We start from the raw sequence: 26389 nt of genomic DNA, 5'->3' as shown, positions 1-26389 counted from the left end.
CAGTGCTGCATGCCGCACGACATGTGTGACAGTGCGACAGGCGTGGTACGCGGCCTGTCATGCATGAAGCCGCAGCACTATGCGGCGATCAGCGCCTGATTGCGGCCATTGCGCTTGCAGGCGTACAGCGCGGAATCTGCCTTGCGCAGCAGGGCGGTATGGTCTTCAATGGTTTCAGAGGTCGCCACCCCCAGCGAAATGGTGAAGCCGCCAATGACTGGGTCATCGTGGCTGGCAACGGTGCTGCGAATGCGCTCTGCCAGGTCAAGGGCTGCACTGGGTGGGCAGTCGGGCAGAATGATCAGAAACTCTTCGCCACCCCAGCGCACCACGGTATCGCCACTGCGCACGCTGGCACTGAGCAGGCTTGCGCAGCGCTGCAGTACATGGTCACCCGTTTCATGGCCAAAGCGGTCATTGACCTGCTTGAAGTTGTCGATGTCACACAGGATCAGTGCATAGTGGCTTTGGCGCATTTGTGCATTCTGGCTGCACAGCTGCAGCTGCGTTTCACCAGCGCGCCGGTTGAGCAGGCCGGTGAGTGCATCGTGGTACGCCTGCTGGCGCAGCTCTCTGGTGTGCGTCACCAGCGCGGTCACGTCCTTGCTCACGCTCACGTAGTGTGAGATGGCTCCATGTTCATCCTTGATGGGCGAGATGGTTTGCGCGGCGTAGTACAGCGAGCCGTTTTTGTGGCGATTGGTGAAGGTGTTCCGGTAGCTGCTGCCTTGCTGCAAGGCAGCACGCAGCTGGTTGTAAAACGCTGGCGTATGCTGGCCCGACTGCAGAAACTGTGGTGTTCGCCCCAGCACTTCTGCACTGCTGTAACCCGTCTGCTGCTCAAAGGCATGGTTCACAAACAGGATGTGTGCCTGGTGGTCGGCAATCAGAACGGCATCATGCGTGGCGTCCAGCGCTTTGGCCAGCAAGGCCTGGCGCTGTTCAGCACGCACCCTGGCGGTGATGTCCTGCTGCACGGAGACATAAGCCTGTATCTGCCCGCTTGCATCTCGCACCGGAGAGATATTCCACTCCACCAGGTATGCGCTGCCATCCTTGCGGTAGTTAAACGTTGAGCCCTGGAAGAACTCCCCGTTCTGCAGGCATTGGCGCAGATGCTGTATGACCTTGGGATCTGTGAGCGGGCCTTGCAGAATCCGGGGCGACTGGCCCAGAAGTTCCTCCGCGCTGTAGCCCGTCATGGCTGCAAAGGCACGGTTGCAGTAAGTGATGCAAGGGCCTTGGCTGCTGTGATCTGCGCTGGTGATGACAACGGCGTTGAATGACTGGTCAACGGCAGCCTGCAATAAATGGGACGTGGGCGTTAGGGCTGCAATGCTTTCTGTCACGATCAATGGGATGCTTGAATGTAAATATTTGTTTCAAATCATACCAAAGCAGCACCAGCAATTTTTGTAGGAGAAGACTGCGATCACCACTGCAGACAGCAGCCGCACAAACAAAGCGAGCCAGGTTCGAGATATTGATTCGAATCTGGCTCTAAGGCTTATGGATCTAGCGCTGAAAGCTATCAATTTTCCAGGTTGCCCACCATCTTTCCGGGCACCACCCACTGGTCAAACTGTTGCGCTGTCAAAAAGCCGCTGGCAATCGCTGCTTCACGCAGGCTGCTGCCTTCCTTGTGTGCCTTCTTGGCGATCAGGGCTGCCTTGTCGTAGCCGATGTGCGGGTTCAGGGCAGTGACCAGCATTAGCGAGCGCTCCACCAGTTCTTCAATGCGCTCCTTGTGCGGCTCAATGCCTGTGGCGCAGTGCTCGTTAAAGCTCAGCATGCCATCGGCCAGCAGGCGCACGCTTTGCAGGAAGTTGTGGGCCACCATGGGGCGGAAAACGTTCAGCTCAAAGTTGCCAGAAGCGCCGCCAAAGTTGATGGCAACGTCGTTGCCAAACACCTGGGCGCAGAGCATGGTCATGGCTTCGCACTGCGTGGGGTTGACCTTGCCGGGCATGATGGATGAGCCGGGCTCATTTTCAGGAATGGTGATTTCACCCAGGCCGCTGCGTGGGCCGGAAGCCAGCCAGCGTACATCGTTGGCAATCTTCATCAGACTTGCCGCCAGTGTCTTGAGTGCGCCATGGGCATGTACCAGCGCGTCGCAGGAAGCCAGCGACTCAAACTTGTTGGGCGAAGTCACAAACGGGTAGCCCGTCATCTGGGCTAGCTCGTGCGCTACCCCTTCGGCATAGCCTTTCGGGGCATTCAGGCCCGTACCTACGGCGGTGCCGCCCAAGGCCAGTTCATGCAGATGTGGCAGTGCCGCGCGCACATGGCGTTCACCATGCGCCAGTTGTGCCACCCAGCCAGAAATTTCCTGACCCAGTGTGAGCGGCGTTGCATCCTGCAGGTGGGTACGGCCAATCTTCACGATGTCTGCAAAAGCCTCGCTCTTGGCCTGCAGCGTGCTGCGCAGGGTGGCAATGGCGGGCAGCAACCGGGTTTCAATGGCCGTGACGGCCGCCACATGCATGGCCGTGGGGAAGACGTCATTGCTGGACTGGCTCTTGTTTACGTCGTCATTGGGGTGGATCAGCCGGGCTTCGCCGCGTTCACCGCCGAGGATTTCACTGGCACGGTTGGCCAGCACCTCGTTGACGTTCATATTGGTCTGCGTGCCGGAGCCGGTTTGCCAGACCACCAGCGGAAATTCATCCGGGTGCTGGCCTGCCAGTACTTCGTCGGCAGCTGCAATGATGGCCTTGGCCTTTTTTGCATCCAGCAGCCCCAGCGCACAGTTCACAGTGGCACTGGCTTTTTTCACCTGAGTCAGCGCGTGAATGATTTCATGCGGCTGACGCTCACCGCTGATCTTGAAGTTGTGCAGTGAACGCTGGGTCTGTGCGCCCCAGAGCTTATCGGCAGGCACAGCGATGGGGCCGAAGCTGTCTTGTTCCAGGCGGGTGGCAGTCATGGATGCGTACTCCTGTTGTCTGTGCGGCATGGGTGGTGCACATGGCGCTGCCGCCACAAAGTGCTGCCGCAGATGTGAGAGATAGAGTCCACATGGTAGCGCAGTAGTTGAGAGTTATTCTCAATAGCAGCGATAGAGGATGGACTACAGCACCGGGCTCATCATGGCCAGCAGGTTGTTCCAGATGTGCAGCCACCATGGCCAGGCCTTCAGGTCTTTGAGCGTCACGGGGTGCGACTGTGCCATGTAGTCATCCTGGCGCTGGCGCACGGCGGCCGTGATGGCCGCGTCCTGCAGCAGGATGTTGTTTTCAAAGTTCAGGTCAAAGCTGCGCAGGTCCAGATTGGTGGAGCCAAGCAGCGTCACTTGCCCGTCCACGCACAGTGTTTTGGCGTGTAGCAGGCCGGGGGTGAACTCATGGATTTGTACCCCAGCCGTGAGCAGGCGCTGGTAGTAGCTGCGGCTGGCTGCGGCCACAAAGGCAGAGTCATTGCGCGCCGGAAAGATCATGCGCACGGTCACGCCCCGCCAGGCGGCTGCGCACAGGGCGTCCAGCACCGTGGCATCGGGCACAAAGTAGGGGGTAGAAATCACCACCTCCTGCTGCGCACAGGCCAGCAGCTGCAGCATCAGCTGCGAGGTGGAGCGGGCACGCTCCGTTGGGCCTTCGGCAATCACCACGGCGGCAAAGCCGCTGTCTTCTGCGCAAGGCAGGGGGGGAGGTTCTGGGGGGGGAAAGGGCTGGGCCTCCGACTGGTTCCAGTCGCTGGCAAACACCCACTGCATCTGCGCCACCACAGGGCCTTGCACACGCAGCATGATGTCCACCCAGGGCGCAAACCTGGCCTTGGGCAAAAAAGCCTCGTCAGCACAGTTCTGGCTGCCGCAATAGGTGATCTGGCGGTCAATGATGGTGATCTTGCGGTGGTTGCGCAGGTCAATGCGGCTGGTCAGCAGCACGCGTATCGGGTGGCTCAGGGGCAGGGCCACAGCCACTTCCACGCCAGCGGCTTCCATGGCTTTCCACAGTGGCGAGTGCACCAGTGCACGCGAGCCCAGACCATCAACCATGGCACGGCACTTCACCCCGCGCTGGGCGGCGCGAATCAGCGCCTGGGCAATGTTGCGGCCGGTTTCGTCGTCCAGCCAGATGTAGTAGAGCACATGAATTTCGTGCTGCGCCGCATCCATATCCTGCAGCATGCGGGCACGGGCCGTGGCACCGTCGGGCATCAGCTCGGCGCTGTGGCCCTTGCTGGGCAGAAAACCGTTGATGGACGCCGCATAGCCAAAGGCGCTGTGCCAGGGGCGGTCAATCGTGTGCTGCATCTCCTGCTGCACCGTCTGCGCATTCGGCATGGGGGTCTGCATGTGGCGCAGCATGTAGTCGCGCACTTTCCGGTGGCGAGCACGCCCACCACGGCGCAGGGCGACCTCACCAAACAGAAAGTACAGCACACAGCTGATGACCGGCAGCAGCACCACGGTGACGAGCCAGCCCATGCGAACATCGGGGCGCAGATCGGTACGCCAGAGAATGCGCAGACCCAGCCCGACGACTACAAGCAAATGCAAGACCAGAAGAATCCATGTCATGGGGCAGCAGCATACCGTGCTGCAGGCGGCTTCCTGCATTGCATGTGATCGCGCAGTCATGCAAGAGCAATCGTCGAGTCCTATATAAGACTTGTCAGATTTGCTGCGCAGCAGGCTCCGGATGCGCTGATAATCAACAGGATTTTTTCCGCGCAACCCGCGCAATAACAAACCTGAGAAGCTCCACGATGACCACCTCCATCCGACAGCAAGACCTGATCGACTCGATCGCAGGTGCGCTCCAGTACATCAGCTACTACCACACCCCGGATTTCATCCAGCACCTGGCGCGCGCCTATGAGCGTGAGCAAAGCCCTGCGGCCAAGGATGCGATGGCGCAGATCCTGACGAACTCGAAGATGTCGGCCACGGGCCAGCGTCCTATCTGTCAGGACACCGGCATCGTCAACGTGTTCCTGAAGGTGGGTATGGATGTGAAGTGGGACGGCTTCACCATGGGCCTGGAAGACGCCATCAACGAAGGCGTGCGCCGTGCCTACAACCACCCCGCAAACACCCTGCGTGCTTCGGTGGTGGCAGACCCTCACTTCAAGCGCAAGAACACCAAGGACAACACGCCTGCCGTCATCAACGTGCAGATCGTGCCGGGTAACACCGTGGAAGTGACCGTCGCGGCCAAGGGCGGCGGCTCCGAGAACAAGTCCAAGATGATCATGATGAACCCCAGCGACGATCTGGTGGAATGGGTGCTCAAGACCATCCCCACCATGGGCGCTGGCTGGTGCCCACCCGGCATGATCGGTATCGGCATTGGCGGCACGGCAGAAAAAGCGGTTCTGCTGGCCAAGGAAAGCCTGATGGAAGAGCTGAACATGTACCAGCTCCAGGAAAAGGCAGCCTCCGGTGCTGAGCTGGACGACGTGGAAAAGCTGCGTCTGGAGCTGTACGAAAAAATCAACGCACTGGGTATTGGTGCGCAGGGCCTGGGCGGCCTGACCACCGTGCTGGACGTGAAGATCAACATGTACCCCACGCACGCTGCCTCCAAGCCCGTGGCCATGATCCCCAACTGCGCAGCTACCCGCCACGCCCACTTTGTGCTGGACGGCTCTGGCCCCGTGTACCTGGATCCACCCTCCATGGACACCTGGCCCAAGCTGGACTGGGCGCCTGACTACAACAAGTCCAAGCGCGTAGACCTGAACACCCTGACCAAGGAAGAAGTGGCTTCCTGGAAGCCCGGCGACACCCTGCTGCTCAACGGCAAGATGCTCACCGGCCGTGACGCTGCCCACAAGCGCATTCAGGACATGCTGGCCAAGGGCGAGCCACTGCCCGTGGACTTCACCAATCGCGTGATCTACTACGTTGGCCCCGTGGACCCCGTGGGCGATGAAGTGGTCGGCCCCGCAGGCCCCACCACTGCCACCCGCATGGACAAGTTCACCGACATGATGCTGGAAAAGACCGGCCTGATCGCCATGGTCGGCAAGGCCGAGCGCGGCCCTGTGGCCATCGATAGCATCAAGAAGCACCAGTCGGCCTACCTGATGGCCGTGGGCGGTGCAGCCTATCTGGTCTCCAAGGCCATCAAGCATTCCAGGGTGGTCGGCTTTGAAGACCTGGGCATGGAAGCCATCTACGAATTTGACGTGGTGGACATGCCCGTGACCGTGGCTGTGGATGCCGGTGGCACCAGCGCGCACATCACCGGCCCTGCCATCTGGAAAGAAAAGATTGCCACCGGTGAGTTCAAGGGCATCACCGTGGCCGGTGCCTGAAGCACCAGCGCTTCGGCCCTGAAAGACCCAAACCGCCTTCGGGCGGTTTTTTTGTTTCACGATGACTCCAATACCGCATTTCGCTGGACTACGCCAATGCTCGATACAGCAGGTTTATCAATCACTTAGGCGAGTTTAATATATGCCGGTGCTTTCCGAAACTTGACCCAGCTTCCCCCTCGCGTGGCTCCCATGCGGCTCTTGGAAACCGGGCTTTCCGAGGAGTCATCATGGCGAAGATCAAGCTCACCAAGTCCGCAGTCGATGCGGCACAACCCCAAGACAAGGCCATCGAATTGCGGGATACCGTGGTGCCTGGCTTCCTGTGCAAGATCACCCCGGCGGGCCGCAAGGTGTTCATGCTCCAGTACCGCACGAATGCCGGCGAGCGCCGCAAGCCTGCCCTGGGCCAGTACGGGGAACTGACGGTCGATCAGGCGCGCACGATGGCGCAGGAGTGGCTGGCCGAGGTGCGCAAAGGCGGCGACCCCAGCGCGGCCAAGAACGCCGCCCGCAAGGCGCCGACCATGAAGGAATTTTGCCACACCTTCATGGAGGACTACTCCAAGCAGCGCAACAAGCCCAGCACCCAGCGCGGCTATCAGGGCGTCATTGACCGCTGCATCATCCCGATCATGGGCCGGATGAAGGTGCAGGACGTGAAGCGCCCGGACGTGGCCGCGCTGATGAAGAAGCTGGCCTACAAGCAGGCCGAGGCAAATCGAACCTTCGGCGTGCTGCGCAAGATGTTCAACCTGGCCGAAGTGTGGGGGCTGCGCCCGGACGGCACGAATCCGTGCCGCCACGTCCCGATGTACCCACCCGGCAAGGAAACCCGACTCATCGTGGACGATGAACTGGTGCGGATCTTTCGTCAGTTGGAACACCTGGAGGCGGAAGGACTGGAGAACTACGTCATCCCCTTGGCGATCCGCCTGCAGTTCGAGTTCGCCGCCCGCCGCTCCGAAATCTGCTCGCTCGAATGGGATTGGATTGATTTGGAGAATCGGCGGGTCGTCTGGCCCGATAGCAAGACGGGTGGGATTTCCAAGCCCATGAGTGAGGAAGCCTATCGGCTGCTGTCCACCGCGCCACGCCGGGACGGCTGCCCCTACGTCCTCCCGTCGCCCAACGACACGACCCGTCACATGACCTACGGTGAGCACTACGGCGGCTGGACGCGCGTGCTCAAGGCTGCCGGTGTCCCGCACGTCGGTACGCACGGCATCCGCCACCGTGCGACGACCGATATTGCCAATTCGGGCGTGCCGACCAAGGTGGGCATGAAGCTGACCGGTCACAAGACCGTGGCGATGTTTATGCACTATGTTCATACCGAGGACAAGCCAGTGCGGTATGCGGCCGAGCTGGTGGCGAATCGGCGGCTGGCGATTACCGGGGCATCCCGTTCTATGGAGGTGACAGCATGACAAGGAAGACGCCTGTGGGAACGCGGAAACCTGCTGCCTTACCTGCCGGCTATGCCGGTATCCACGGTGGCATCGTGGAACTGCTGGATGCGGCGCGCCAAGCAGCGGCGCGCAGTGTCAATGCGCTGATGACAGCCAGCTATTGGGAGATTGGCCGAAGGATCGTGGAGGCTGAGCAAAAAGGCAGGCGGCGGGCCGGTTACGGTGAGCAGTTGATGGAGAGGTTGTCTGCCGACCTGACGGCTCGATTCGGGCGCGGGTTCGGTGTCAACAACCTGGAGAGCATGCGGCGCTTCTTCCTCGCATACCCCCAGCCCCCAATTTCCCAGACAGTGTCTGGGAAATTGGGAAATGAGCCGCCAGCCGAGAAATCCCAGACAGTGTCTCGGAAATTCGACCTCTCCGAACTGGCCCAGGCCTTCACCTTGCCGTGGTCAGCCTATGTCCGGCTGCTGTCGGTCAAGGATGACCATGCCCGCCAGTTCTACGAGGCCGAGGCGCTGCGCGGTGGCTGGAGTGTGCGCCAGCTCGACCGGCAGATTGGCAGCCAGTTCTACGAGCGCACAGCCTTGTCCAAGGACAAGGCGGCGATGCTGGTCAAGGGTTCGGTGGCCAAACCCGAGGATGCCGTCACGCCCAACGACGCCATCAAAGACCCGTATGTGCTGGAGTTCCTCGACCTCAAGGACGAGTATTCGGAATCCGACCTGGAAGCGGCCTTGATCCAGCGGCTGGAAGACTTCCTGCTGGAACTGGGCGAAGACTTCACCTTCGTCGGACGGCAACGTCGGTTGCGCATCGACCAGACCTGGTATCGGGTGGATCTGCTGTTCTTCCATCGCAAGCTGCGCTGCCTGGTCATCATCGACCTGAAGCTGGGCAGCCTGACCCATGCTGATGTGGGGCAGATGCATATGTACTGCAACTATGCCAAAGAGCATTGGGCCTACCCGGATGAGAATCCGCCGGTGGGCTTGATCCTGTGCGCAGATAAGGGCCATGCCCTGGCGCGGTATGCGCTGGATGGATTGCCGACCAAGGTGATGGCGGCGAACTATCGGACGGTATTGCCGGATGCCGAATTGCTGCAGAAAGAGTTGGAGAACACGAGGCGTCTGCTTGAATCTCGCGGCACGCTGTCCCTCAAGGAAGATAAGCCATAGTCGTTCGTCCCGGCGTACCGCCGTCGGGCTCGCGGGCTGCGCCCCGTGCTTCGTGCCGAATCACAGCCATTCGGCGCTGATCCCTGACGCCTCTGGCCTGGATCGTTGATCCGGGCCTGCGCGTGCTGCGCACTTGCCAAGAGCGGGTGTGGCTGAGTGGGGTGTAGGCGGTCTTGCTGTTCCCTTCACCGTATCACGGCGTTCTCGCCGTCAATGACTACGCGTGCTCGCACGCTTGCGGCCTGTCGGCCGTCTTCGATCCCTGACTGCTTGCGCTGCGCCGTGCTGGCCACGGTTCCGGGCAATTCCGCCCGAGCAACCGGAGCACGATCATGTCGCAACTGTCCTTTTCCTCGTTCGATGACGCTTTGCTGGTGCGTGACGCCCAAGGGCGCTACATGCCGGCATCGGTGGATCAAATTCTTGAAGCGGCACGCCAGGCCATCGAGCTGAAGATGCAACGTGGTGCTGAGTTCACTTCACCGGCGCTGGTCAAGGAGTACCTGCGCAACAAGCTGGCAGGCTTCGAGCATGAAGTCTTTGCGGTGCTGTTTCTGAATACGCGCCACCGGCTGATCGAGTACCGGGAGATGTTCCACGGCACCATCGACAGTGCATCGGTGTATCCGCGCGAAGTGGTCAAGGAAGCACTACGGCTCAATGCTGCGGCAGTGATCCTTTCGCACAACCATCCGAGCGGGAATCCTGAGCCGTCGCAGGCCGATAAGGTGCTGACGCAGCGGCTCAAGGAAGCGCTGGGGCTGGTGGAGGTGCGCACGCTGGATCACGTCATCGTGGCAGGTACGGATACCGTTTCGTTTGCCGAGTACGGCTTACTGTGACGCAGGGCTTCGACCCCTTTTTTCTGCCACCTCAACCCAATTTACGTTACGATGTTTTACTCATTCAACATGTCGATGGAGGTGACAGATGGCCGAAAAAAGGAATGTGTTTATCAGCCATGTCCATAAGGACGATCATGGGCTACAAAAGCTCAAAGATTTGCTGGCTCCCAAAGGGCTCGACGTCAGAGACTCCTCTATCCACACAGGAAAGTTCAACAAAGCCACAGACGAGCACTACATCAAGACGCAGATCTTGGCCCCAGCGATAAACTGGGCAGGCGTATTTATTTGCTACGTCTCACCCCAGACGAAGGATAGCGACTGGGTGAACTGGGAAATAGAATATGCAGCCAAACAAGGCAAGCGCATTGTGGGCGTTTGGGAACACGGCGAAAAGGAATGCGATATTCCAGACGCACTAAAAGAACATGCCGATGCTTTGGTTGGCTGGAATGGTGATTCAATCATTGATGCCATTAACGGAAGAGATACATGGGAAAAACCCGATGGCGGAGCCTGTGATCCAATTCCACTGAAAAGGCATCCTTGCTAATGACACGCATACATTCATACGTTGTGCGTTATGACAGTGGTTTCGCACCAAATCCATTCTATGGATACTGCACACTCGCAACTTGCAAGCCAAGTATACGAAAAGGGGCCGTCATCGGAGATTGGGTCGTTGGCAGCGGCAGCAATGATAGAAGTATCAAGCGTGGCGGGTATCTAGTGTATGCGATGCGAGTCACGGAAACGATGACATTTGATGAATACGAAGTAGACCCACGCTTTGAATCTAAGAAGCCTTATCGCAATGGTAGTCGAAAGCAAAGCTGCGGGGATAATATTTACTTCCGTGCCGCGTCAGTAGCTGCTTGGCAGCAACGCGACTCTTTTCATTCCCGACCTGATGGATCGCTTAACCCTAAGCATGTGGCTCGTGATACAGGAGTGAATAGGGTTCTGGTTAGCAATGATTTTGTTTACTTTGGCGGTGAGGGGCCGGCATTTCCAAAAGACTTAATAGATCAACAAGGGCGCGCACTATGTAAAAAAGGCATAGGTTTGACCACTTTCGATGATCCTCAACTGATTCGAAAACTAGAGCTATGGGTGCGCAGTCTTAATGTGAGCGGATATCAGGGTGCACCATTTGAATGGCTAACACTTCGGAGATGAATTATGAACCAGGGGGCTCTCTGCTGCTTTCGGATTATGCTTCGGAAATAATAGACACGGATGTACTTGATTCAACCGATTTGAATCCTGTTCTTCAAGGGCTTTATGGTGAGGTCGGTGGAATAATGGCCACGGCCAAAAAGCACGTTCGCGAAAAATCTGCTTATCCAGGCTTCAGAAAGGCTGCGGAAGAAGAGTTCGGTGATACCCTTTGGTACTTGGCAGCAATCTGTCGACGAATGCAAGTACCTCTTGAAGATGTGTTTGCCGAAGCTGCGAATCACGGGAATTTTAAGAACGTAGGTGCGGCAAGCGACATCGAAAATGGTGCGTTGGCCTACATTGCTATGCCCGTGGCTGAGCCAGCACGGTTGGACGTTGCATTGGCATGCTTGGGGCAAGCCGCCGCAGCTTTGCTGGGCGGGCCTCCTGCGCGAGATGACGTAGTAAAATTTGCGCGAGCCTATCTCGATGCCATCCATGCGTCAAAGTTGACGTTCTCTAATGTGGCGCGAGGAAACCTTCAGAAAGCAAGGGGGGCCTTCTTGGAACCGCAGGCAGCTGATCTTGTTGGTCTTGATTTCGATAGCGAATTTGGAAGTGAAGAGCAGCTTCCCAGGGAATTTAAGATCCGAGTGAATCAGCGTCGCAGCGGGAGAAGCTACCTTCAATGGAATGGGGTGTTCATAGGCGATCCTCTGACTGACAACATCGCGGATCGAGATGGATATCGGTTTCATGACGTGTTCCATTTTTCATATGCAGCCATACTGCACTGGTCGCCTGTTATACGGGCACTGATTAAACACAAGCGAAAGAGCCAGTCCAAATATGATGAAGAGCAGGATAGTGGCCGAGCAATAGTGGTTGAGGAAGGGCTTACGGCTTGGATTTTCTCCAGAGCTAAGGAGTTAAATTTCTTCGAGAAACAAGAAAAAGTTTCTCTGGGAATTCTTAAAACTATTCATGAATTCGTAAGCGGCTACGAAGTTGAAAAATGTCCATTAAAGCTCTGGGAAAGGGCGATTTTGGATGGATATACTGTGTTTCGAGAAATCAAGAAAAACCAAGGAGGCTGGATTGTTGGAAATAGAGAAGAGCGCACTTTGAAATACATGCCTCTTGAGTCGGAAAAATGAAAATTCATCCTTTTGTTGAAGCTGTATCTTCGTTACAGTTCGAGGACTGCTTCAATCCATATTCTGATCGCTGCGAAATTCATGATCGTCGAGATGCGCCGCGTCGCCGTGCGGCCACACTTTCTGCATTGCTGCGTTGCGCTACACAGGAGCCTGTCGATGCAATTTGGATTGGTCGAGATTTAGGGTATCGCGGAGGCCGTCGCACTGGACTAGCCCTGACTGACGATGTTCATATGCATCAACATGCCAAGCGCTGGAATGTTGATTTGACCTCAGAGCTACCGACAGTTGGCAGCGCTGTCGCTGAGAGAACTGCTGCAGTCATATGGGGAATGCTGGAGCATATTGATGCTCGCATATTTCTGTGGAATGTTTTTCCACTTCACCCTCATGAATCAGGATATCCATTTACTAATAGGCAACACAATGCCCGTGAAAGGCGAGCCGGTGAAGAACTGCTGCTGCAGCTTATTGCTCTGCTCCGTCCGTCGCGCATTGTTGCCATCGGGAATGATGCCGCCGCCGCCGCCCGTCGCATAACAGATAGTGTGCCGATAATCCCTGTGAGGCATCCAAGTTATGGTGGACAAACACAATTTCAAACGCAAATCTCTGAACTGTATGGGCATCCAATGAGCACTGGCTCGCTATTCTAAAAACGTTGTTTCTTCTAGCGAGTAGCTATTCGCCTGTAGTTTCGGTTAAATGAAGGTGAAAAAGACGTGCGAAGTCCACGTCTGCAAGTTCTTCATTAGGGAGATAGTTGTGTTTCTTAGCAAGATTTAGGGCAGCCCCTCCTGGTGCAGTTACTGGTAGCACTTTAGACGCGGGATGAAATTTTCTAAAAATATCATGCTCGACTTCTACCCCCTCCATTCCACCAATAAAGACAGCAGCAACTAAATCTTCGCGAGAAAGCATTTTTTCTCGCATCACAGATAGGCTTGCATCCCTATCATTCGGCACTGCCTCGATGAAAGTGACATTTTTAAAAAGTTTGTTCTCTTCTGGATAACGATCCTCAAAAAACCTACTCTGATATAGAATTACAGATTGAGCGTAATCCACATCTAAATCTTCGCAAATACTCCAGATCATAGGGGTGATAGCTGGATGTCCACCCCACACAATCTTGTGCTGACGAATGACGGCAATTACCAACTCCCGAACCGCGCATTGAATGAGAAATGGGTTTGCTGTTTCATGATAGGTGCCTCGATTAATGAGAGGCACACTTGCAGAGAGGAATATTGCGCTCATGTTCGTACCTCCCAATCTGCAAACTGCCAGCCAGCCTCGCTGGCCTTGACCCACCGTGCCGAGTGAATGTGCTGCCCTAGCCAGTCCAAATGTCCTAGCCAGCGAGGATGCAGACCGACATGATCATAAACAACTGCCACGGATTGATCCGGAGAACTGCTAGAAGCGTCGTGCAACGTTGTCGATGTGGGAACACCAACTGTCGGATAAACGACTACATTTCGGCCGTCAGGCAACTGGATATGGACGGCCTTGCTAGCACCTACGCCGATAACCTGACCGCCGATAGTTTCGATCGCATTTCTTATATTACTTACGAGATTAACCGAGCGAACTGCATGGCTTTGGCTACGCACTTCCTCAAGCTGCAGACAGATGCGTTCCACAGCTTCTTCAGAGATGCGCCCAGTCGCCGGATCAACTTCTTCGGGTAGCAGCTCCGCCCGACTAGCTGTCGCCGTACGGGTAGAAGGAGTGGCGTCTGGCCAGCCAACACGCAAAACGCTGATGCCCTTTGCAAGAGCCCGTCCGAACTCTGCGCTAGTCCATCGGCTTTCAAAGTATCCTGGTGTATCAAGCATCAAGAGAACATCGGAATCACAAAGACGATGCCACAGCATTGTCTGAAAATCCTCCGCAGGAGGAATACCGTGTGTATCTAAAAACACATCAAAAAGTCTTGCAGAAAGAGCGTCAAACAATTGCAATGCGGCTTCTCGGGCTTCACCTCGGCGGTAGCTCACAAAAACCCGCCGCTGCCGGGGGAGTAACCCCGCACATTCCAGCAACGCAGTCGCAACGCGTTGTGCACCACCTGCTGCATACGCTAGACAGTTTAGCGGCTGCATCATTGCTGGAATCTCAAAATTGACTCTAGTGACATCCGATGCCACCGGTAGCAATGGAACACCACGCTCCAACAGCTTTGCGACATTGGCAAGAGGCGCATTTTCCCCGCCAAAAAAAACTGCAGCGGAAGATCTTTGCTGGTGGGGCTCGAATGATTCAGGACAGATATTCCATTCGACCTCATGACCCAGCCGCAGATTGAACATGCTTACGGCTTGAGACAAGATATTCTCAAGCTCAGAAAGCTGAGTAGTACTTGGTGATCCAAGTACTGCAAGCTGATATAGAGAAGACATGTCAACCTTAGCCGTATAAATTTTTAGATATCAGAGAAAAACACTCGGTGTCAAGCGAGATTTCTATGGGCTTTAGAAAAATTAATGTTTTTTCCATTCTGGTGCTAGAAGTCCATCCAGAAATCTAGATCGAACGAAAACGAAAGAATCTTTACCTATCTCATTCCCTCGTGCCGCCATGTCTTCGATCGCTTCTGCATCATCAAGTTTAATTTCTGCTGGAGTCTGTTGATTAATTCGTAGATGTCGCGTTGGACCTAAAAAACCTTCGGCCAAAACTAGTGCCCCATGCTCCTGAGCAGCAAAGAAGAGATCCGCGCTATTTGGTGCCCATCCAGCCTTACCTTTTCCAAGAGACTCAGTGAAATCACTTTCACTGCCCATAGTTCCAACGCTTAAAACATCTATTCGATCCAATGGTATTTTTAAATAACGAACCGCCTCCGCCAATGCAGGGAGAATTGGATTGTTTGCCCAAATACCGCCGTCGAGAAAGGATTCAGGTGCAACCGGTCCATCCCAGACAGATTCGTCAAAATAGGTAGGGGCAGCTGAAGATGCAAGTGCCGCATCGACCGCAGTGATGTCACGGAATGCAGTTCTATCTGGGCTATGAGCTGTAACAATAGCTTCAGCCTGTCCATGTTTTGCTCTTACTGTAGGAATTACGAGCCTGCAGCATGAAGCATCAGTAATCTTTCTATCACCGTACACTTTGTACAGCAAATCTCGAAGCGTGGAAGACTCATGCTTGGATTTCAACCAATGCCGGAGCTTTCTATCCTTCGGGAAAATTAATGGCCCCTGCTCTTGGTAGAATTTTAATATATCGCGCGGAGCTATTCCGAGCGCGAGCCCGATTGCAAGTATCGCACCGGTCGATGTTCCAGCCACTAAATCGAAGTGTGAGATTAGATTGTTGCCACCGCCACTTTTAAGCATGTCATCCCACTTCGCCAAAACGGCGGCAGTAAACGTCCCTCGCAATCCTCCCCCATCAAGAGCAAGAATTCGAAAATTTCGTCCCCGCGAAACATTACGCCGTACCAATGGTAGGAGCTTTAGCTGATTGACAATGGCCTCTACTATACGTTCGATAGACGTATCATTGGCAATTTCTCGATTTGCATTCTCAGATAGTCCATTCTGCAATTTTAGCAGTATGCTGGGGTTATCCTTTAGATAACCCGCAATTGCCCCTCCGAATCCTGCAACAACAAAACCTGGCTTGCCAAGATTTAGCATCGCATCAAGTTCAGTGGGGACTCCTGCGTTAGCCTTATTTACGTCCCACCACTTTCCTCCAACGCAGACTACCACATCGGATCGCTCGGCCATCCAGTCTCGCATTGGAATTAGATCACTATTTCTTCCTCCATCAGTTTCCGCAGGAACTATTTGTACAGCGGCGAATTGGCGTTGACTTTCTATTTCTGCAGTCTGCGCATATGTTTCAGCAAATTTTTGAGCGCGAACTAATGTTAACGCTCCTATCTCACCTCCCGCCTGAAGGAAATTCCTCGCCGCATCCTCTAAAGGCTTAGAAAGGGATGGGTGGCTTCCGTGAATCACAGTCCCTCCCTCGCTAAATATTCGCGAGGCGAGCACCTTCACAAATGAGCATATTTCTTCTTGCCGATCATCTGGAACTGATCCTGAAAGGTGAATTCTCACCCCTGCAAGAGGTAGTCTTGGAATCATGCAACAACCCTTCTGACTGGAATGACTTGATTATGAGTAATTTCCCCTGATCTCAATCGCTTCTTCAATCCAATCTTCAAGGTTTTCCTTGATGTGACTGTATACATTGGTGCTGGTTAAGTATGGTGGATCATAAGATTTTACAATCTTATCCATAGAAACTCCGTTTATAGTGAATTCAGAAAATGGATTTTTTCCCTTTTCTGATTGATCTCCGGAGCTATTCTTAAGATTGTGAATGTATATTCCAAGCACTCCCTTTTTATCTCTCCATGCTTTCTTTATTTCGTAGTTAATCCACTTTCTTCCAGCTGTATTCTGGCCGATAAGAATGATCGCAACCGTCTTTCCTGCCAATTGATCATCAATCCACTCTTGAATTGCATCATCTCCCCCTGCTTTCACATCTTCCCAGTCGTTATCGGAAGCAGGCTTGTTTCCATCTATGACACCCATGCTTCTGACTTGGGCTGCTCTCCAGTTGTCTGGCTGGTAGTGAAAGCTATAGAAGGCTCTACGCGTCATTTTTTTCTCCTGATGTTTTGTTGTGACTAAAGATGAGATTTCCACTCTAGACACAATTTACAACAAATGTCTCCATCTATTGAACTTTAAGTGACTTGCATGGGCATCCCCGGCCAGGGGGTTATGGCCGGTCGCGCTGTCGGGCTGCGCATCGAGCCACCTGCGGCGTCTCGCCCCTTCGGGCTTCCATCGTTCCCTCGCTCCGCTCGGCTGACGCCTACGGCCCGGCTTCCAGCTTCGGGCCTGCGCGCTTCGCTTGCGTGCGGTCTGCACATCGCGGCGGCCGTTGCCATGTCCAGCCGTCTCTCCTGACTCCATCACCTTGCTCGCGACTGTAGCCCGTGGCCGCGTGCCATCAAGGCGCGTCAGGCCGTGTCCTCGGCTGCGCCTGCGGGCCGCACCTACCTGCCGCTTTTCTCCTTGACGGCCCACGTCCGTGGGCTCCTGACCGTCGCGGGCGATGAACTCAGGAAAGACGGTGGCAACAGGGCCAACCGGGTTCCTCGTGCCAACCGCACCGAACAGCCGAAAGGCTGGGCTTCCGAATCTAGGAATCCGGTGTGCGGTTTGAACAGCAAACCCTTTTCGTCAGGAGAAAGACCATGTATGCATCCCCCTTTGCTTCCCGTTCCCCGGTACTGCGCAGCGACTCCCCGCTGTCCGATGACCAGATTCACCGCGTGGCCCCGTCCATCTTCGCGGACGCCCCGCATGAGAGCCGTTCGCAGCGGTACGCCTATATCCCCACCGCCGCCGTGCTGGCCGAGCTTCGCAAAGAAGGCTTCCAGCCCTTCATGGTGACGCAAACCCGCGTGCGCGACGCAGGCAAGCGCGAACACACCAAACACATGCTGCGCCTGCGCCACGCCAGCCAGATCAACGGCGCGGAGGCTAACGAAATCGTGCTGCTGAACTCGCATGACGGCACCAGCAGTTACCAGATGCTGGCCGGGATGTTCCGTTTCGTTTGCAGCAATGGTCTTGTTTGCGGCGACACCGTGGCCGATGTGCGCGTGCCGCATAAAGGCGACGTGGCCGGGCAAGTGATCGAAGGTGCCTATCAGGTATTGCACGGTTTTGACCGTGCGCTGGAATCCCGCGAATCCATGCAGGCCATCACGCTCCATGACTCCGAGGCCGAAGTGTTCGCCCGCGCCGCGCTGTCGCTCAAGTACGACGACCCGGACAAGCCCGCACCCATCACCGAATCGCAAATCCTGATGCCGCGCCGGTTCGACGACCGCCGCCCGGACTTGTGGAGCGTGTTCAACCGCACCCAGGAAAACCTGACCAAAGGCGGTTTGCATGGGCGCAGCGCCAATGGACGCCGCCAGCAGACCCGGCCGGTGCAGGGCATTGATTCCGATGTGCGCCTCAATCGCGCCCTGTGGCTGTTGGCTGATGGCCTGCGCCAGTTGAAAGCCTGATTCCCCACGCGGCAGGGGCAGGCAGCAACCCTTGCCGCGTCATTCGCTGCTGCATTCCATCATCGCAAGGAGTTTTCATCATGAACGCCATCAACCACACCGAAGCCCAAGCCATCCACGCCACGGCCAGCGCCGCGACTGCCGTGCTGCTGGAAGCCGCCGATCCGAGCAAGAATCTGATTCTGGTGCCGCTGTCGCGGCTGGTATCGCGCCCCACGGGCCGCAACGTGCGCAAGACCCCGCGCATGTCGATTCCTGAACTCGCCGCCAGCATCCAGCGTGTCGGCCTGCTGCAAAACCTGATCGTGACCGCGACCGCTGACGGCGAGCGTTACGAAGTCGTGGCCGGTGGCCGTCGCCTTGCCGCCCTCAAACTGCTGGCGAAAAAGCACCGCATCAGCAAGGAATGGGACGTGCCTTGCCTGCTGGTGGCCGGTGGCACCGCCCGCACCGCCAGCCTGACCGAGAACGTACAGCGCGAAGCCATGCACCCGGCAGACCAGTTCGAAGCCTTCGCCGCACTGGTGGCCGAAGGCCGACCCATTGAAGACATTGCCGCAGATTTCAGCGTCACGCCGTTGGTGGTGCAGCGCCGCCTGAAACTCGCCAACGTGTCGCAGCGCCTGCTGGCCGACTACCGGGCCGAGGCCGTGAGCCTTGACCAGTTGATGGCCCTTGCCATCACCGACGACCACGCCGCACAAGAAGCCGCGTTCTATGATGCGCCGACATGGCAGCGCAGCCCGTATAACCTGCGCGACCGCCTGACCGAGCGTGAGATTGATGCCCACCGGCATCCGCTGGTGCGCTTCGTTGGGCTGGATGCTTACGAGGCCGCAGGCGGTGGCACCCGCCGCGATCTGTTCGCGGAAGCCGATAGCGGCGTGTATCTGACCGATGCCACGCTGCTGGAACGACTGGCGCAGGATAAGCTGACCAGCCTTGCCGCCGAGGTGAAGGCCGAAGGCTGGGCATGGGTGGATGCCACCCCCGGTACGACCCATGCCGACCTGCAAGCCTTCCAGCGCGCCCCGAGACAGCGCCGCAGCCCGAACAAGCGCGAAGCCCAATGCATCGAGCAGCTGCAAACCAAGATGCAGGCGCTGGCCGAGGCCGTGGATGCCGCCCTGGACGCCGACGATGAAGAAAAGGCCGACGCCTTGCAGGAGGAAGGCGAACACCTGGGTGAACAGTTGCAGGCGCTGGAAGATAGCTTGCAGGACTACGGGGAAGCCGTCAAAGCTGCCGCCGGTGCCATCGTCACCGTCGACCGCAACGGCGAGGCCGTGATTCATCGCGGGCTGCTGCGCGAAGCCGAGGCCAAGGCACTGCGCACGCTGGAACGGCTGCGGCAAGGTTTCGGCAGCGAAGCCGACAACGACGACGAAGGAGAGGAAGCGGACAACGCCCCCAAGACCGCCGCCATGTCCGACCGGCTGGCGCAACGCTTGAGCGCCCACCGTACCGCCGCGCTGCAAATCGAAGTGGCCCGGCATCCGCAGGTGGCGCTGGCCGCACTGGTGCATGGCATGGTGCAGACCGTCTTGCACGGCAGCTACTACGGCCACGACCTGCCGCTGGGCGTGAAGCTGACCCAGCAAGATCGGCTCGAAGGCATGGCCCCGGACTGGCCGGAATCGCCCGCCGCCGTGGCACTGCGCGAACTGCAACAGGTAGCGGGTGAAGCCTTGCCGGAGGACAGCGCCGAACTGTTCGCCGCACTGCTGGCGAAGTCGCAGGATGAACTGGTGCGCCTGCTGGCCGTATGCGTGGCATCCACGGTCGATGTGGTGACGCTCCGCGCCACGCAGCACCAGCCGGGTGCCGAACTGGCGCAGGCCGTGACGCTGGACATGGCGGCATGGTGGCAACCGACCGCCGAAGGCTATTTCCAGCATGTGCCGAAGGCCGCGATTCTGGAAGCCGTGGGCGAATTCGCACCGGAGCACGTCACCCGGCTGGCGAAGCTGAAAAAAGGCGACATTGCCAGCGAAGCCGAACGGCTGGCCGATGGCACCGGCTGGATGCCTGCCATCTTCGCCGCCGAAGCCACGCAGCAGGACGCGCAAAATGTGGCGGCAGACAAGGAAGCCGAAGTGCCGGAGGAAGCCACCGCCGTGAAGGATGAACAACCGCAGACCGAGGCAATTGCCGCGTAATCTTCCCACCTGATGAAGCAAGCGCCTTGGTTTCGGCCAAGGCAGCTTTGCTGCCCGATCAGCACCGGCCCCAAGCCGTTCCGCCTTGGGGCCGGTGGTCAAAAATCCGGTCGCGGCAGTGGCCGCGCTCGGTTGGACATCCACAGCCCTAAACCGCCACGCCGCCACCTTCGGTCAGGCGACGTGGCGACGCCCAAGTACCTCGGGCGGACTTTCACGACTGGCCACAAGGCCGTCACAGCGCGAAAATGCAGCTTTCAATCGGAAATTTCGCCGAAGCGTTATAGGGGATCGGTGTGGCGGTGCCGCAAAACAAACAGGAATTGCTGGATGCAATTCGCACGACCTACCAGAAGTTGACTGCTGACCTTGCCAGCGTGCCTCCTGAATGCACCCAAGAGGCAACATTGGAGGGGCATGCACAAGGCACGCAGATGAGCGTGTCCGATCTGGTGGCCTATTTGATTGGTTGGAATCTGCTGGTGCTGAAATGGTGCGATGGCAAAGCCAAGGGATTGCCGGTCGATTTCCCTGAGACTGGCTACAAGTGGAACGAACTGGGCAGGCTGGCGCAGAAGTTTTATGCCGACCATGCTGGTGTTGCCTATGCCGATTTGTTGCGGCAGTTCTCGGATGTGAATGGGCGCATCATGGCCTTGGTAGAGCAGGAAACCGATGCCTCGCTGTATGGCACGCCTTGGTATGAGAAATACACCAAAGGTCGGATGATCCAGTTCAATACATCATCACCCTATGCCAATGCGCGGGTGCGGCTGCGCAAATGGAAGAAGGCCAACGGTATCGTCTGACCAGTTCTTGTTCTTTGCGTGTCGGCGCAAAACGCCGCCGGGCTTTCGGGCTGCGCCCCGTGCCGTCTTCAACGTCACGGCCATTCGGCGTCAATCCCTCACGTCTTCGCGCCTGCGGCGCTGCGCGCTCCGCTTGCGGTGAAGGCCGCGCCTCGCTGCAATGGTCGGGACTTGTGGGCCTACGCCCCGGCTTGCTGCGGCAGGTTGTGCGAAAGCGTGCCTTCCTCGACGCTGGCGGTTCGTTGCCTGTACGTCACGAAGGACGGTTCACCGATACACCGTCCGGCCTCGATATGGAACTTCCATGCCACGCCTCAAGCATGTGGCCGCGAACTGCGGGCATCTTGAGTGCCAGGGGCAAGGAAACATCACACTCGTTCAAGCACTATCACGCTTGAAATCGAGTTATGCAGAGGTTCCCTAGAAAGAGTTATTAGATTTATCAAAGACCTTGCAAAGGCAACGGATGCCTTTATTGACAAAAAACTCTACTTGGCACTCAAGCTGCCCTGCCTTCGGAGGCCGATTTAGCGGGTCTGTCACCCCCCCCAACTTCCGCCAACACCCATGATCCGCCAGTACCACTCAACAGACTGTGAGAGTGTTCTGAAAGTGTGGGCTGCAGCTTCTGCGGTGGCGCAGTCCTTGCAAGGAGCGCTGGAGGTGGAGGTGTTTGAGCGCAACCTTATCGGCCGCGCGTTCTACGCCAGGCAGGGTTTTGTGCTGATGTGCAAGAAGCTTCATGCGCAGACGGGCCTGGCACTCCTGCGCTGGCGGCTGGCGGCTGACCATCCGCAGCAGCCCATGTCCCGGTAGCGCTGGATATGTGTAGCGCACCGCCCAGGCACTGGCATAGTTGCAGCATGCATCGCACTCCAACACCTTTATCTGTGACCATCGCCGCCACCCTGATTGCCGTTTACGGCGTCTTGTCCCTGCTCAGGCTGGCCCTTTATGGCAGTGGCCTGCCTTCCTCAGCAGTGGGCATGGCGATCTGGGCGTTCTGCATTGTGGGCTTTTCCGTGGTGGCGTACAGCCTGTATCGCGGCAGCAATGTCATGCGCTGCTTGCTGGCACTGGCGGTGGGGGCATCGCTGGTCTTATTCCCCATCTACAAGCCTGAAATGCCCGAAGGTGGCCTGCATCTGGTGCTGTATGTGCTGCAGCTGGCGCTGCCAGTCGTGGCTTGTGCCTTGACGTTCACGCCGCAGGCGATGGCGTGGTTCAAGAAGTAGGCAAGGGGAACCTTCTCAGGGCTGGCACACTCAGACACTGTCTTGATCTTTGCCTGGAGCTTTTTGCATGACCCACGACGAAATTCGCGCTATTTTGACTGTGTGCCTTTTGGCCTCGTTTGCCGATGGCGAAAAGCATGACCGTGAGCGTGAGCAGATCCGTCAGGTCGCCGAAGGGCTGGCGGGTGACCAGGTCATCAATTTGCCGGGTCTGTATCAGGACGTGCTGCTGCGTCGCGTGAACCTGGAGTCTGCTGTGGCCCGACTGGTAAGCAGTGAAGCACGCCAGCTGGCGTATGAAATGGCCGTATGCGTATGTGATGCGGACGGCCACACCAGCGTGAAGGAAGATGCCTTTCTGGCCCAGCTGCGTCAGGCGCTCGGTCAGGGTACCGCTGCTACCGGCGCTGTAACTGGTGCAGTGGCTGGCACAGCAGCTGGTGCAGCAGCTGCACTGGCCAGTACCTATGGTCAGTTTGATGCCCAGGCCCATGCCGTGGCAGATGCGCCAGTGCAAGTGGCGGCTGCGCCAGAAGCCGTGGTGCAGCTGCCTGCCAGCGTGGCCGCTCCACACCCTGCGGCAGTCGATGCCTTGCCCCAGAATGCCGCGCAGCGCCGCCCCAGTACCTTGTCTGTGGAAGAAATGGACAGCAAGATTTTGAAAGCCTCGATTCTTAACGGTGCCATTGAGCTGCTGCCAGAGAATCTGTCCACACTGGCCATCATTCCGCTGCAGATGCGACTGGTCTATCAGATCGGCCAGAGCTATGGTTATCAGCTGGACAGCGGCCATATCAAAGACTTTCTGGCAACGCTGGGCGTGGGATTGACTTCGCAGTATCTGGAGCAGGCCGGGCGCAAGCTGCTGGGTGGTCTGCTGGGCAAGGTCGGCGGTGGATTGCTGGGTGGGCTGGGCAAGCAGGCCGTCAGCAGCGGCATGAGCTTTGCCAGCACCTATGCCCTGGGGCATGTGGCCAACCAGTACTACGCAAGTGGTCGCCAGTTGACGACGGACATGCTCAAGGCCGCCTACCAGCATGTGATGCAGGACGGCCGCCAGCTGCAGTCGCAGTATTTGCCGCAGATGCAGGAGACAGCGCGCGGCCTGAATACGGCCAAGATCATGTCCATGGTGCGCGGCGGCTAAGAGCGGTCTGCACCAGCAGTGATACGTCGCGGCTCAGCCGATGGAGTCTCCAGCCGGTTTGTACGGCCTGTGACTTCTCCCGGCGCGGCCGATTGCAGTTCAGGCACAAAGCGGTGCCTGGCTGCCTGATGTGCTCTCAGCCTGAGTCAAGCAGCCAAGGGCGTGCAGACGTGCCATCATGGCAGCTATGACGCGTCCCTTTACCCAGTCCTGCGAAAACAATCAGGCCCCCATTCTTGAAGTACTGCAAACCGCGTTTGCAGACCGCACGCATGTTTTAGAAATTGGCTCCGGCACGGGCCAGCACAGCGTGTACTTTGCACCGCACCTGCCGCATCTGGTCTGGCAGACCAGTGAGCTGCCCGCGCTGCATGCAGGCATTGCGGCCTGGCATGCAGACTTTCCTGCGCCCAATCTGCGTTTGCCAGTGGCTTTCGATCTGTCTGGCAGCAGCTGGCCGCAGACCGAGGGCGGCGCGTTTGATGCGGTCTTTACCAGCAATACCTTGCATATCGTGGCCTGGCCGCTGGTGGAGCAGCTGTTTGCGCTGCTGGACCAGCACCTGCCTGCGGGCGGTGTGTTTGCGGTGTATGGTCCGTTCAACTATGGCGGCAGGTTTACCAGTGACAGCAACTGCGCTTTTGACGCCTGGCTCAAGGGTCGTGATGCGGCCAGTGGCATTCGGGACTTTGAAGCCGTGCTGGCGCTGGCTGCGCAGCATGGCTTGCAGCTGCAGGTCGACCATGCCATGCCCGCGAACAACCGCACGCTGGTGTTTCAGAAAATTTAAGCAAAATTGGCCTCTAGCGCTTATGTAGCAAGCACTGGTAGCTATGAATTTATAGGTTTTAAGGGTGGCGTGTGATTGCCACTCTGTGCGTGTTCTGGGAGTGCCATCCGCATGATTCGCCCTTTTACCGCTTCAGACATGGAAGCCGTGCTGCGCATCTGGCTGGATGCCTCCGTGCGCGCCCATGACTTTGTGCCTGCGCAGTTCTGGCAGGAGCAGCTGCCAGCCATGCGCACGGTGTATCTGCCGTTTGCACAGGTCTGGGTCTATGAGGATGCAGGGCAGGTGCTGGGCTTTTACGCACTGGTGGAAGACCAGCTGGCCGCGATTTTTGTGGCCCCGCAGCAGCAGGGGCAGGGCGTGGGTGCAGCCCTCATGCAGCACGCCAAAGCCCAGCGCCCGCAGCTGGAGCTGCAGGTCTACCGTGACAACCATGCCAGCCGGGCGTTCTACCGCGCCCATGGCTGGGTCGATGGGGCAGAAAGCGTGGATGAAGCCACGGGCCAGGTGCAGCTGTCCATGCACTGGCGCGGCAGCCACTTGCCGTAAGGGCAGCGCTGTACTGATTGCCCTCATGGGTGGAGATGGGGGTGCTAGCGGTTTATGCGGGATTTGGCAGTGCTGCCTTGCAACATCCCTCAATGGTGATGAGCCATCACTCAGAGGAAAACGGGCCAGCGGGGTAATCCTCAGACAATACGCCGCTTTGCATAGTGCCTATATGGCACTTCATATATCCAATCAGGCTTGCCCAGAAAGCAAGCGCTTGCAAAGCCGCATGAGTGCCACCGAAGAACGCTACGAAGGGCAGTTGATCGCCCGCCCTGAAGACAAAGTTTCCTCGCCGAAGGCGCTGCTGCTGGGTCTGCAGCACGTCATGGCCATGGATGTGTATGTGGTGCCTTTCATCATTGGGGCAGCGCTGGCGCTGTCGCATGGCGAGGCCGCAGCGCTGATCCAGTCCACCTTTCTGGCTGCAGGCCTGGCCACCATCATCCAGACGGCGCTGTGCATGAAGATGCCCGTGGCGCAAGGGCCTTCGTATATTCCGCTGGGTGCAGTGCTGGCGGTGGCTGTGGGTGCAGGCGGTGGCTATGCCGGTTTGAGCACGGTGTTTGGTGCGCTGATACCGGGCGCGCTGGTGGTGATTGCACTGGGGGCGCTGGGCGTGTTTCACCGCGTGGTGCGCTGGCTGGTTCCGCCGATTGTGGGTGGCACCATCATCCTGATTGTGGGCCTGTCGCTGCTGCCGATTGCGCTCAAAGCCAATATCTTTACGGTGCATGGCAGCATGAATCTGGACCAGTCCATCGGGCTGGGCGCGGCGTCTGCCACGCTCCTGGTGATTGCCATGATGCTGGGCCTGCGGTTTCAAAATCGCTTTGGCTTGTGGATGCGCCTGTCTTCCGTGGTCATTGCGTTGGCAGGCGGCACTTTGCTGGCCTGGGGTCTGGGGCTGTTCAGCTGGCAAAGCATTGCGGATGCACCCTGGCTGACTCTGCCCAATCTGGCGTTTGTGGACTATAGCCTGACGTTTTCCCTGCCAGCGATTGCCACCTTTGTCGTGATCTACATGGTGGTGATTGCCGAGACTACGGGCACCTGGTTTGCGGTTTCTGCCGTGATTGAGCAGCCCCTGAGTGACCGCAATATTGACCGGGGTGCAGTGGGCGAGGGCCTGAGCTGCGGTCTGGCTGCGCTGGTGGGGGCCACACCCGTGACGGGCTACTCAACGAATGCAGGCATGATCTCCATCACAGGCGTGGCCAGCCGCATGGTGTTTATTACAGCGGGTGTGCTGATGGCCGCCATGGGCTTTCTGGGTAAGTTTTCGGCCCTGATTGCAGCCATTCCCTCGCCGGTGATTGGTGGCGTGTTTGCTGTGGTCTGTATCACCATTGCCATGGCAGGCATTCGCATCCTGCGCCATGTGCAGCTCACGGAGCGTGCCATGCTGGTGGTAGGCATTCCCATCATCTTTTCGTTCTTTGCCACGCTGGCCCCTGAGACCTGGGTGAAGACTTTGCCCTCCATGCTGCAGTACCTGATGGGCTCTGCTGTGACACTGGGTGCCATGGCCGCCATGGTGCTGAACCTGATCCTGCCCAAGTCTGCAGCGAAGGCAGCTGCCGAATCAGTCAGCGACTGACTGCCGCAGTGCGTGC

The 26389-nt window shown here is 57.5% G+C and carries 24 protein-coding genes; 17 read left to right on the top strand and 7 right to left on the bottom strand.

The genetic code is table 11. The features are described 5' to 3' along the window. Positions 1–77: 77 nt before the first annotated feature. From B5M06_RS00220 to cls, 3 genes are all read right to left on the bottom strand, one after another. Positions 78–1349 carry a sensor domain-containing diguanylate cyclase gene (locus B5M06_RS00220; RefSeq protein ID WP_240183967.1) on the bottom strand — a complete coding sequence of 424 codons (1272 nt, stop codon included), beginning with the start codon at positions 1347–1349 and terminating at the stop codon, positions 78–80. 182 nt (positions 1350–1531) lie between these two features. Next, entirely contained in the window at positions 1532–2929 is a 1398-nt protein-coding gene (fumC, locus tag B5M06_RS00215) for a class II fumarate hydratase (RefSeq protein WP_054066960.1), read from the bottom strand. 144 nt (positions 2930–3073) lie between these two features. Then, the gene (cls, locus tag B5M06_RS00210) at positions 3074–4525 is read right to left on the bottom strand and encodes a cardiolipin synthase (protein WP_054066963.1); all 1452 of its coding nucleotides are present in this window, start codon (positions 4523–4525) and stop codon (positions 3074–3076) included. 188 nt (positions 4526–4713) lie between these two features. Here cls and B5M06_RS00205 point away from each other — a divergent pair, with 188 nt between their 5' ends. The 8 genes from B5M06_RS00205 (at position 4714) to B5M06_RS00170 (ending at position 12682) form a co-directional block, all read left to right on the top strand. Further along, complete coding sequence (locus B5M06_RS00205) at positions 4714–6267, top strand: fumarate hydratase (RefSeq protein WP_054066961.1); 1554 nt, start codon at positions 4714–4716, stop codon at positions 6265–6267. A gap of 230 nt (positions 6268–6497) precedes the next feature. Next, complete coding sequence (locus tag B5M06_RS00200) at positions 6498–7697, top strand: tyrosine-type recombinase/integrase (RefSeq protein ID WP_080025125.1); 1200 nt, start codon at positions 6498–6500, stop codon at positions 7695–7697. Beyond that, on the top strand, positions 7694–8860 hold the full coding sequence (locus B5M06_RS00195; protein WP_054066964.1) for a PDDEXK nuclease domain-containing protein: 1167 nt from the start codon (positions 7694–7696) through the stop codon (positions 8858–8860). The genes B5M06_RS00200 and B5M06_RS00195 overlap by 4 nt, the downstream gene beginning before the upstream one ends. A 332-nt stretch (positions 8861–9192) precedes the next feature. Next, positions 9193–9702: a RadC family protein gene (radC, locus tag B5M06_RS00190; protein ID WP_054066965.1), complete on the top strand. Its 510-nt coding sequence runs from the start codon at positions 9193–9195 to the stop codon at positions 9700–9702. Positions 9703–9790: 88 nt separating this feature from the next. After that, entirely contained in the window at positions 9791–10258 is a 468-nt protein-coding gene (locus B5M06_RS00185) for a TIR domain-containing protein (protein WP_054066966.1), read from the top strand. Then, positions 10258–10884 carry an Nmad2 family putative nucleotide modification protein gene (locus B5M06_RS00180; protein ID WP_080025124.1) on the top strand — a complete coding sequence of 209 codons (627 nt, stop codon included), beginning with the start codon at positions 10258–10260 and terminating at the stop codon, positions 10882–10884. Before B5M06_RS00185 ends, B5M06_RS00180 begins: the two co-directional genes overlap by 1 nt. After that, positions 10881–12023, top strand: a complete 1143-nt coding sequence (locus B5M06_RS00175; protein ID WP_054066973.1) for a nucleoside triphosphate pyrophosphohydrolase family protein — start codon at positions 10881–10883, stop codon at positions 12021–12023. Before B5M06_RS00180 ends, B5M06_RS00175 begins: the two co-directional genes overlap by 4 nt. Beyond that, positions 12020–12682 (top strand): uracil-DNA glycosylase, encoded by a 663-nt coding sequence (locus tag B5M06_RS00170; RefSeq protein WP_080025123.1) that lies wholly within the window; start codon positions 12020–12022, stop codon positions 12680–12682. The genes B5M06_RS00175 and B5M06_RS00170 overlap by 4 nt, the downstream gene beginning before the upstream one ends. A 25-nt stretch (positions 12683–12707) precedes the next feature. Here B5M06_RS00170 and B5M06_RS00165 read toward each other — a convergent pair whose 3' ends face one another. The 4 genes from B5M06_RS00165 to B5M06_RS00150 form a co-directional block, all read right to left on the bottom strand. Then, complete coding sequence (locus tag B5M06_RS00165; RefSeq protein WP_054066968.1) at positions 12708–13286, bottom strand: SLOG domain-containing protein; 579 nt, start codon at positions 13284–13286, stop codon at positions 12708–12710. Next, the gene (locus tag B5M06_RS00160) at positions 13283–14431 is read right to left on the bottom strand and encodes a toll/interleukin-1 receptor domain-containing protein (RefSeq protein ID WP_080025122.1); all 1149 of its coding nucleotides are present in this window, start codon (positions 14429–14431) and stop codon (positions 13283–13285) included. The genes B5M06_RS00165 and B5M06_RS00160 overlap by 4 nt, the downstream gene beginning before the upstream one ends. 81 nt (positions 14432–14512) lie before the next feature. Further along, positions 14513–16003, bottom strand: coding sequence for a CBASS cGAMP-activated phospholipase (locus tag B5M06_RS00155; protein WP_420809971.1), 1491 nt, complete (start codon positions 16001–16003; stop codon positions 14513–14515). 159 nt (positions 16004–16162) lie between these two features. After that, entirely contained in the window at positions 16163–16702 is a 540-nt protein-coding gene (locus tag B5M06_RS00150; protein WP_240183965.1) for a TIR domain-containing protein, read from the bottom strand. Between the two features lie 557 nt (positions 16703–17259). On the opposite strand from B5M06_RS00150, the gene B5M06_RS00145 reads away from it, so the two are divergent. From B5M06_RS00145 to B5M06_RS00100, 9 genes are all read left to right on the top strand, one after another. Next, the gene (locus tag B5M06_RS00145) at positions 17260–18084 is read left to right on the top strand and encodes a DUF932 domain-containing protein (protein WP_054066972.1); all 825 of its coding nucleotides are present in this window, start codon (positions 17260–17262) and stop codon (positions 18082–18084) included. Between the two features lie 80 nt (positions 18085–18164). Then, on the top strand, positions 18165–20243 hold the full coding sequence (locus B5M06_RS00140; RefSeq protein ID WP_080025120.1) for a ParB/RepB/Spo0J family partition protein: 2079 nt from the start codon (positions 18165–18167) through the stop codon (positions 20241–20243). A gap of 296 nt (positions 20244–20539) precedes the next feature. Beyond that, positions 20540–21052 (top strand): ClbS/DfsB family four-helix bundle protein, encoded by a 513-nt coding sequence (locus tag B5M06_RS00135; RefSeq protein ID WP_054066974.1) that lies wholly within the window; start codon positions 20540–20542, stop codon positions 21050–21052. Between the two features lie 612 nt (positions 21053–21664). Further along, entirely contained in the window at positions 21665–21868 is a 204-nt protein-coding gene (locus tag B5M06_RS00125; protein WP_162777441.1) for a hypothetical protein, read from the top strand. Positions 21869–21915: 47 nt separating this feature from the next. Further along, positions 21916–22287 (top strand): hypothetical protein, encoded by a 372-nt coding sequence (locus tag B5M06_RS00120; RefSeq protein WP_130932711.1) that lies wholly within the window; start codon positions 21916–21918, stop codon positions 22285–22287. Positions 22288–22354: 67 nt separating this feature from the next. Then, complete coding sequence (locus B5M06_RS00115) at positions 22355–23434, top strand: YcjF family protein (protein ID WP_054066977.1); 1080 nt, start codon at positions 22355–22357, stop codon at positions 23432–23434. Positions 23435–23621: 187 nt separating this feature from the next. Beyond that, positions 23622–24224 carry a DUF938 domain-containing protein gene (locus B5M06_RS00110; RefSeq protein WP_114070943.1) on the top strand — a complete coding sequence of 201 codons (603 nt, stop codon included), beginning with the start codon at positions 23622–23624 and terminating at the stop codon, positions 24222–24224. Positions 24225–24335: 111 nt separating this feature from the next. Continuing rightward, positions 24336–24773: an N-acetyltransferase gene (locus tag B5M06_RS00105; RefSeq protein ID WP_054066979.1), complete on the top strand. Its 438-nt coding sequence runs from the start codon at positions 24336–24338 to the stop codon at positions 24771–24773. Between the two features lie 229 nt (positions 24774–25002). Next, positions 25003–26373: a uracil-xanthine permease family protein gene (locus B5M06_RS00100; protein WP_054066980.1), complete on the top strand. Its 1371-nt coding sequence runs from the start codon at positions 25003–25005 to the stop codon at positions 26371–26373. The last annotated feature ends 16 nt before the right edge of the window (positions 26374–26389 follow it).

Source organism: Comamonas kerstersii (assembly GCF_002056725.1).
Lineage (GTDB): Bacteria > Pseudomonadota > Gammaproteobacteria > Burkholderiales > Burkholderiaceae_C > Comamonas > Comamonas kerstersii.
This window is presented reverse-complemented; position numbering and strand designations above follow the sequence as displayed.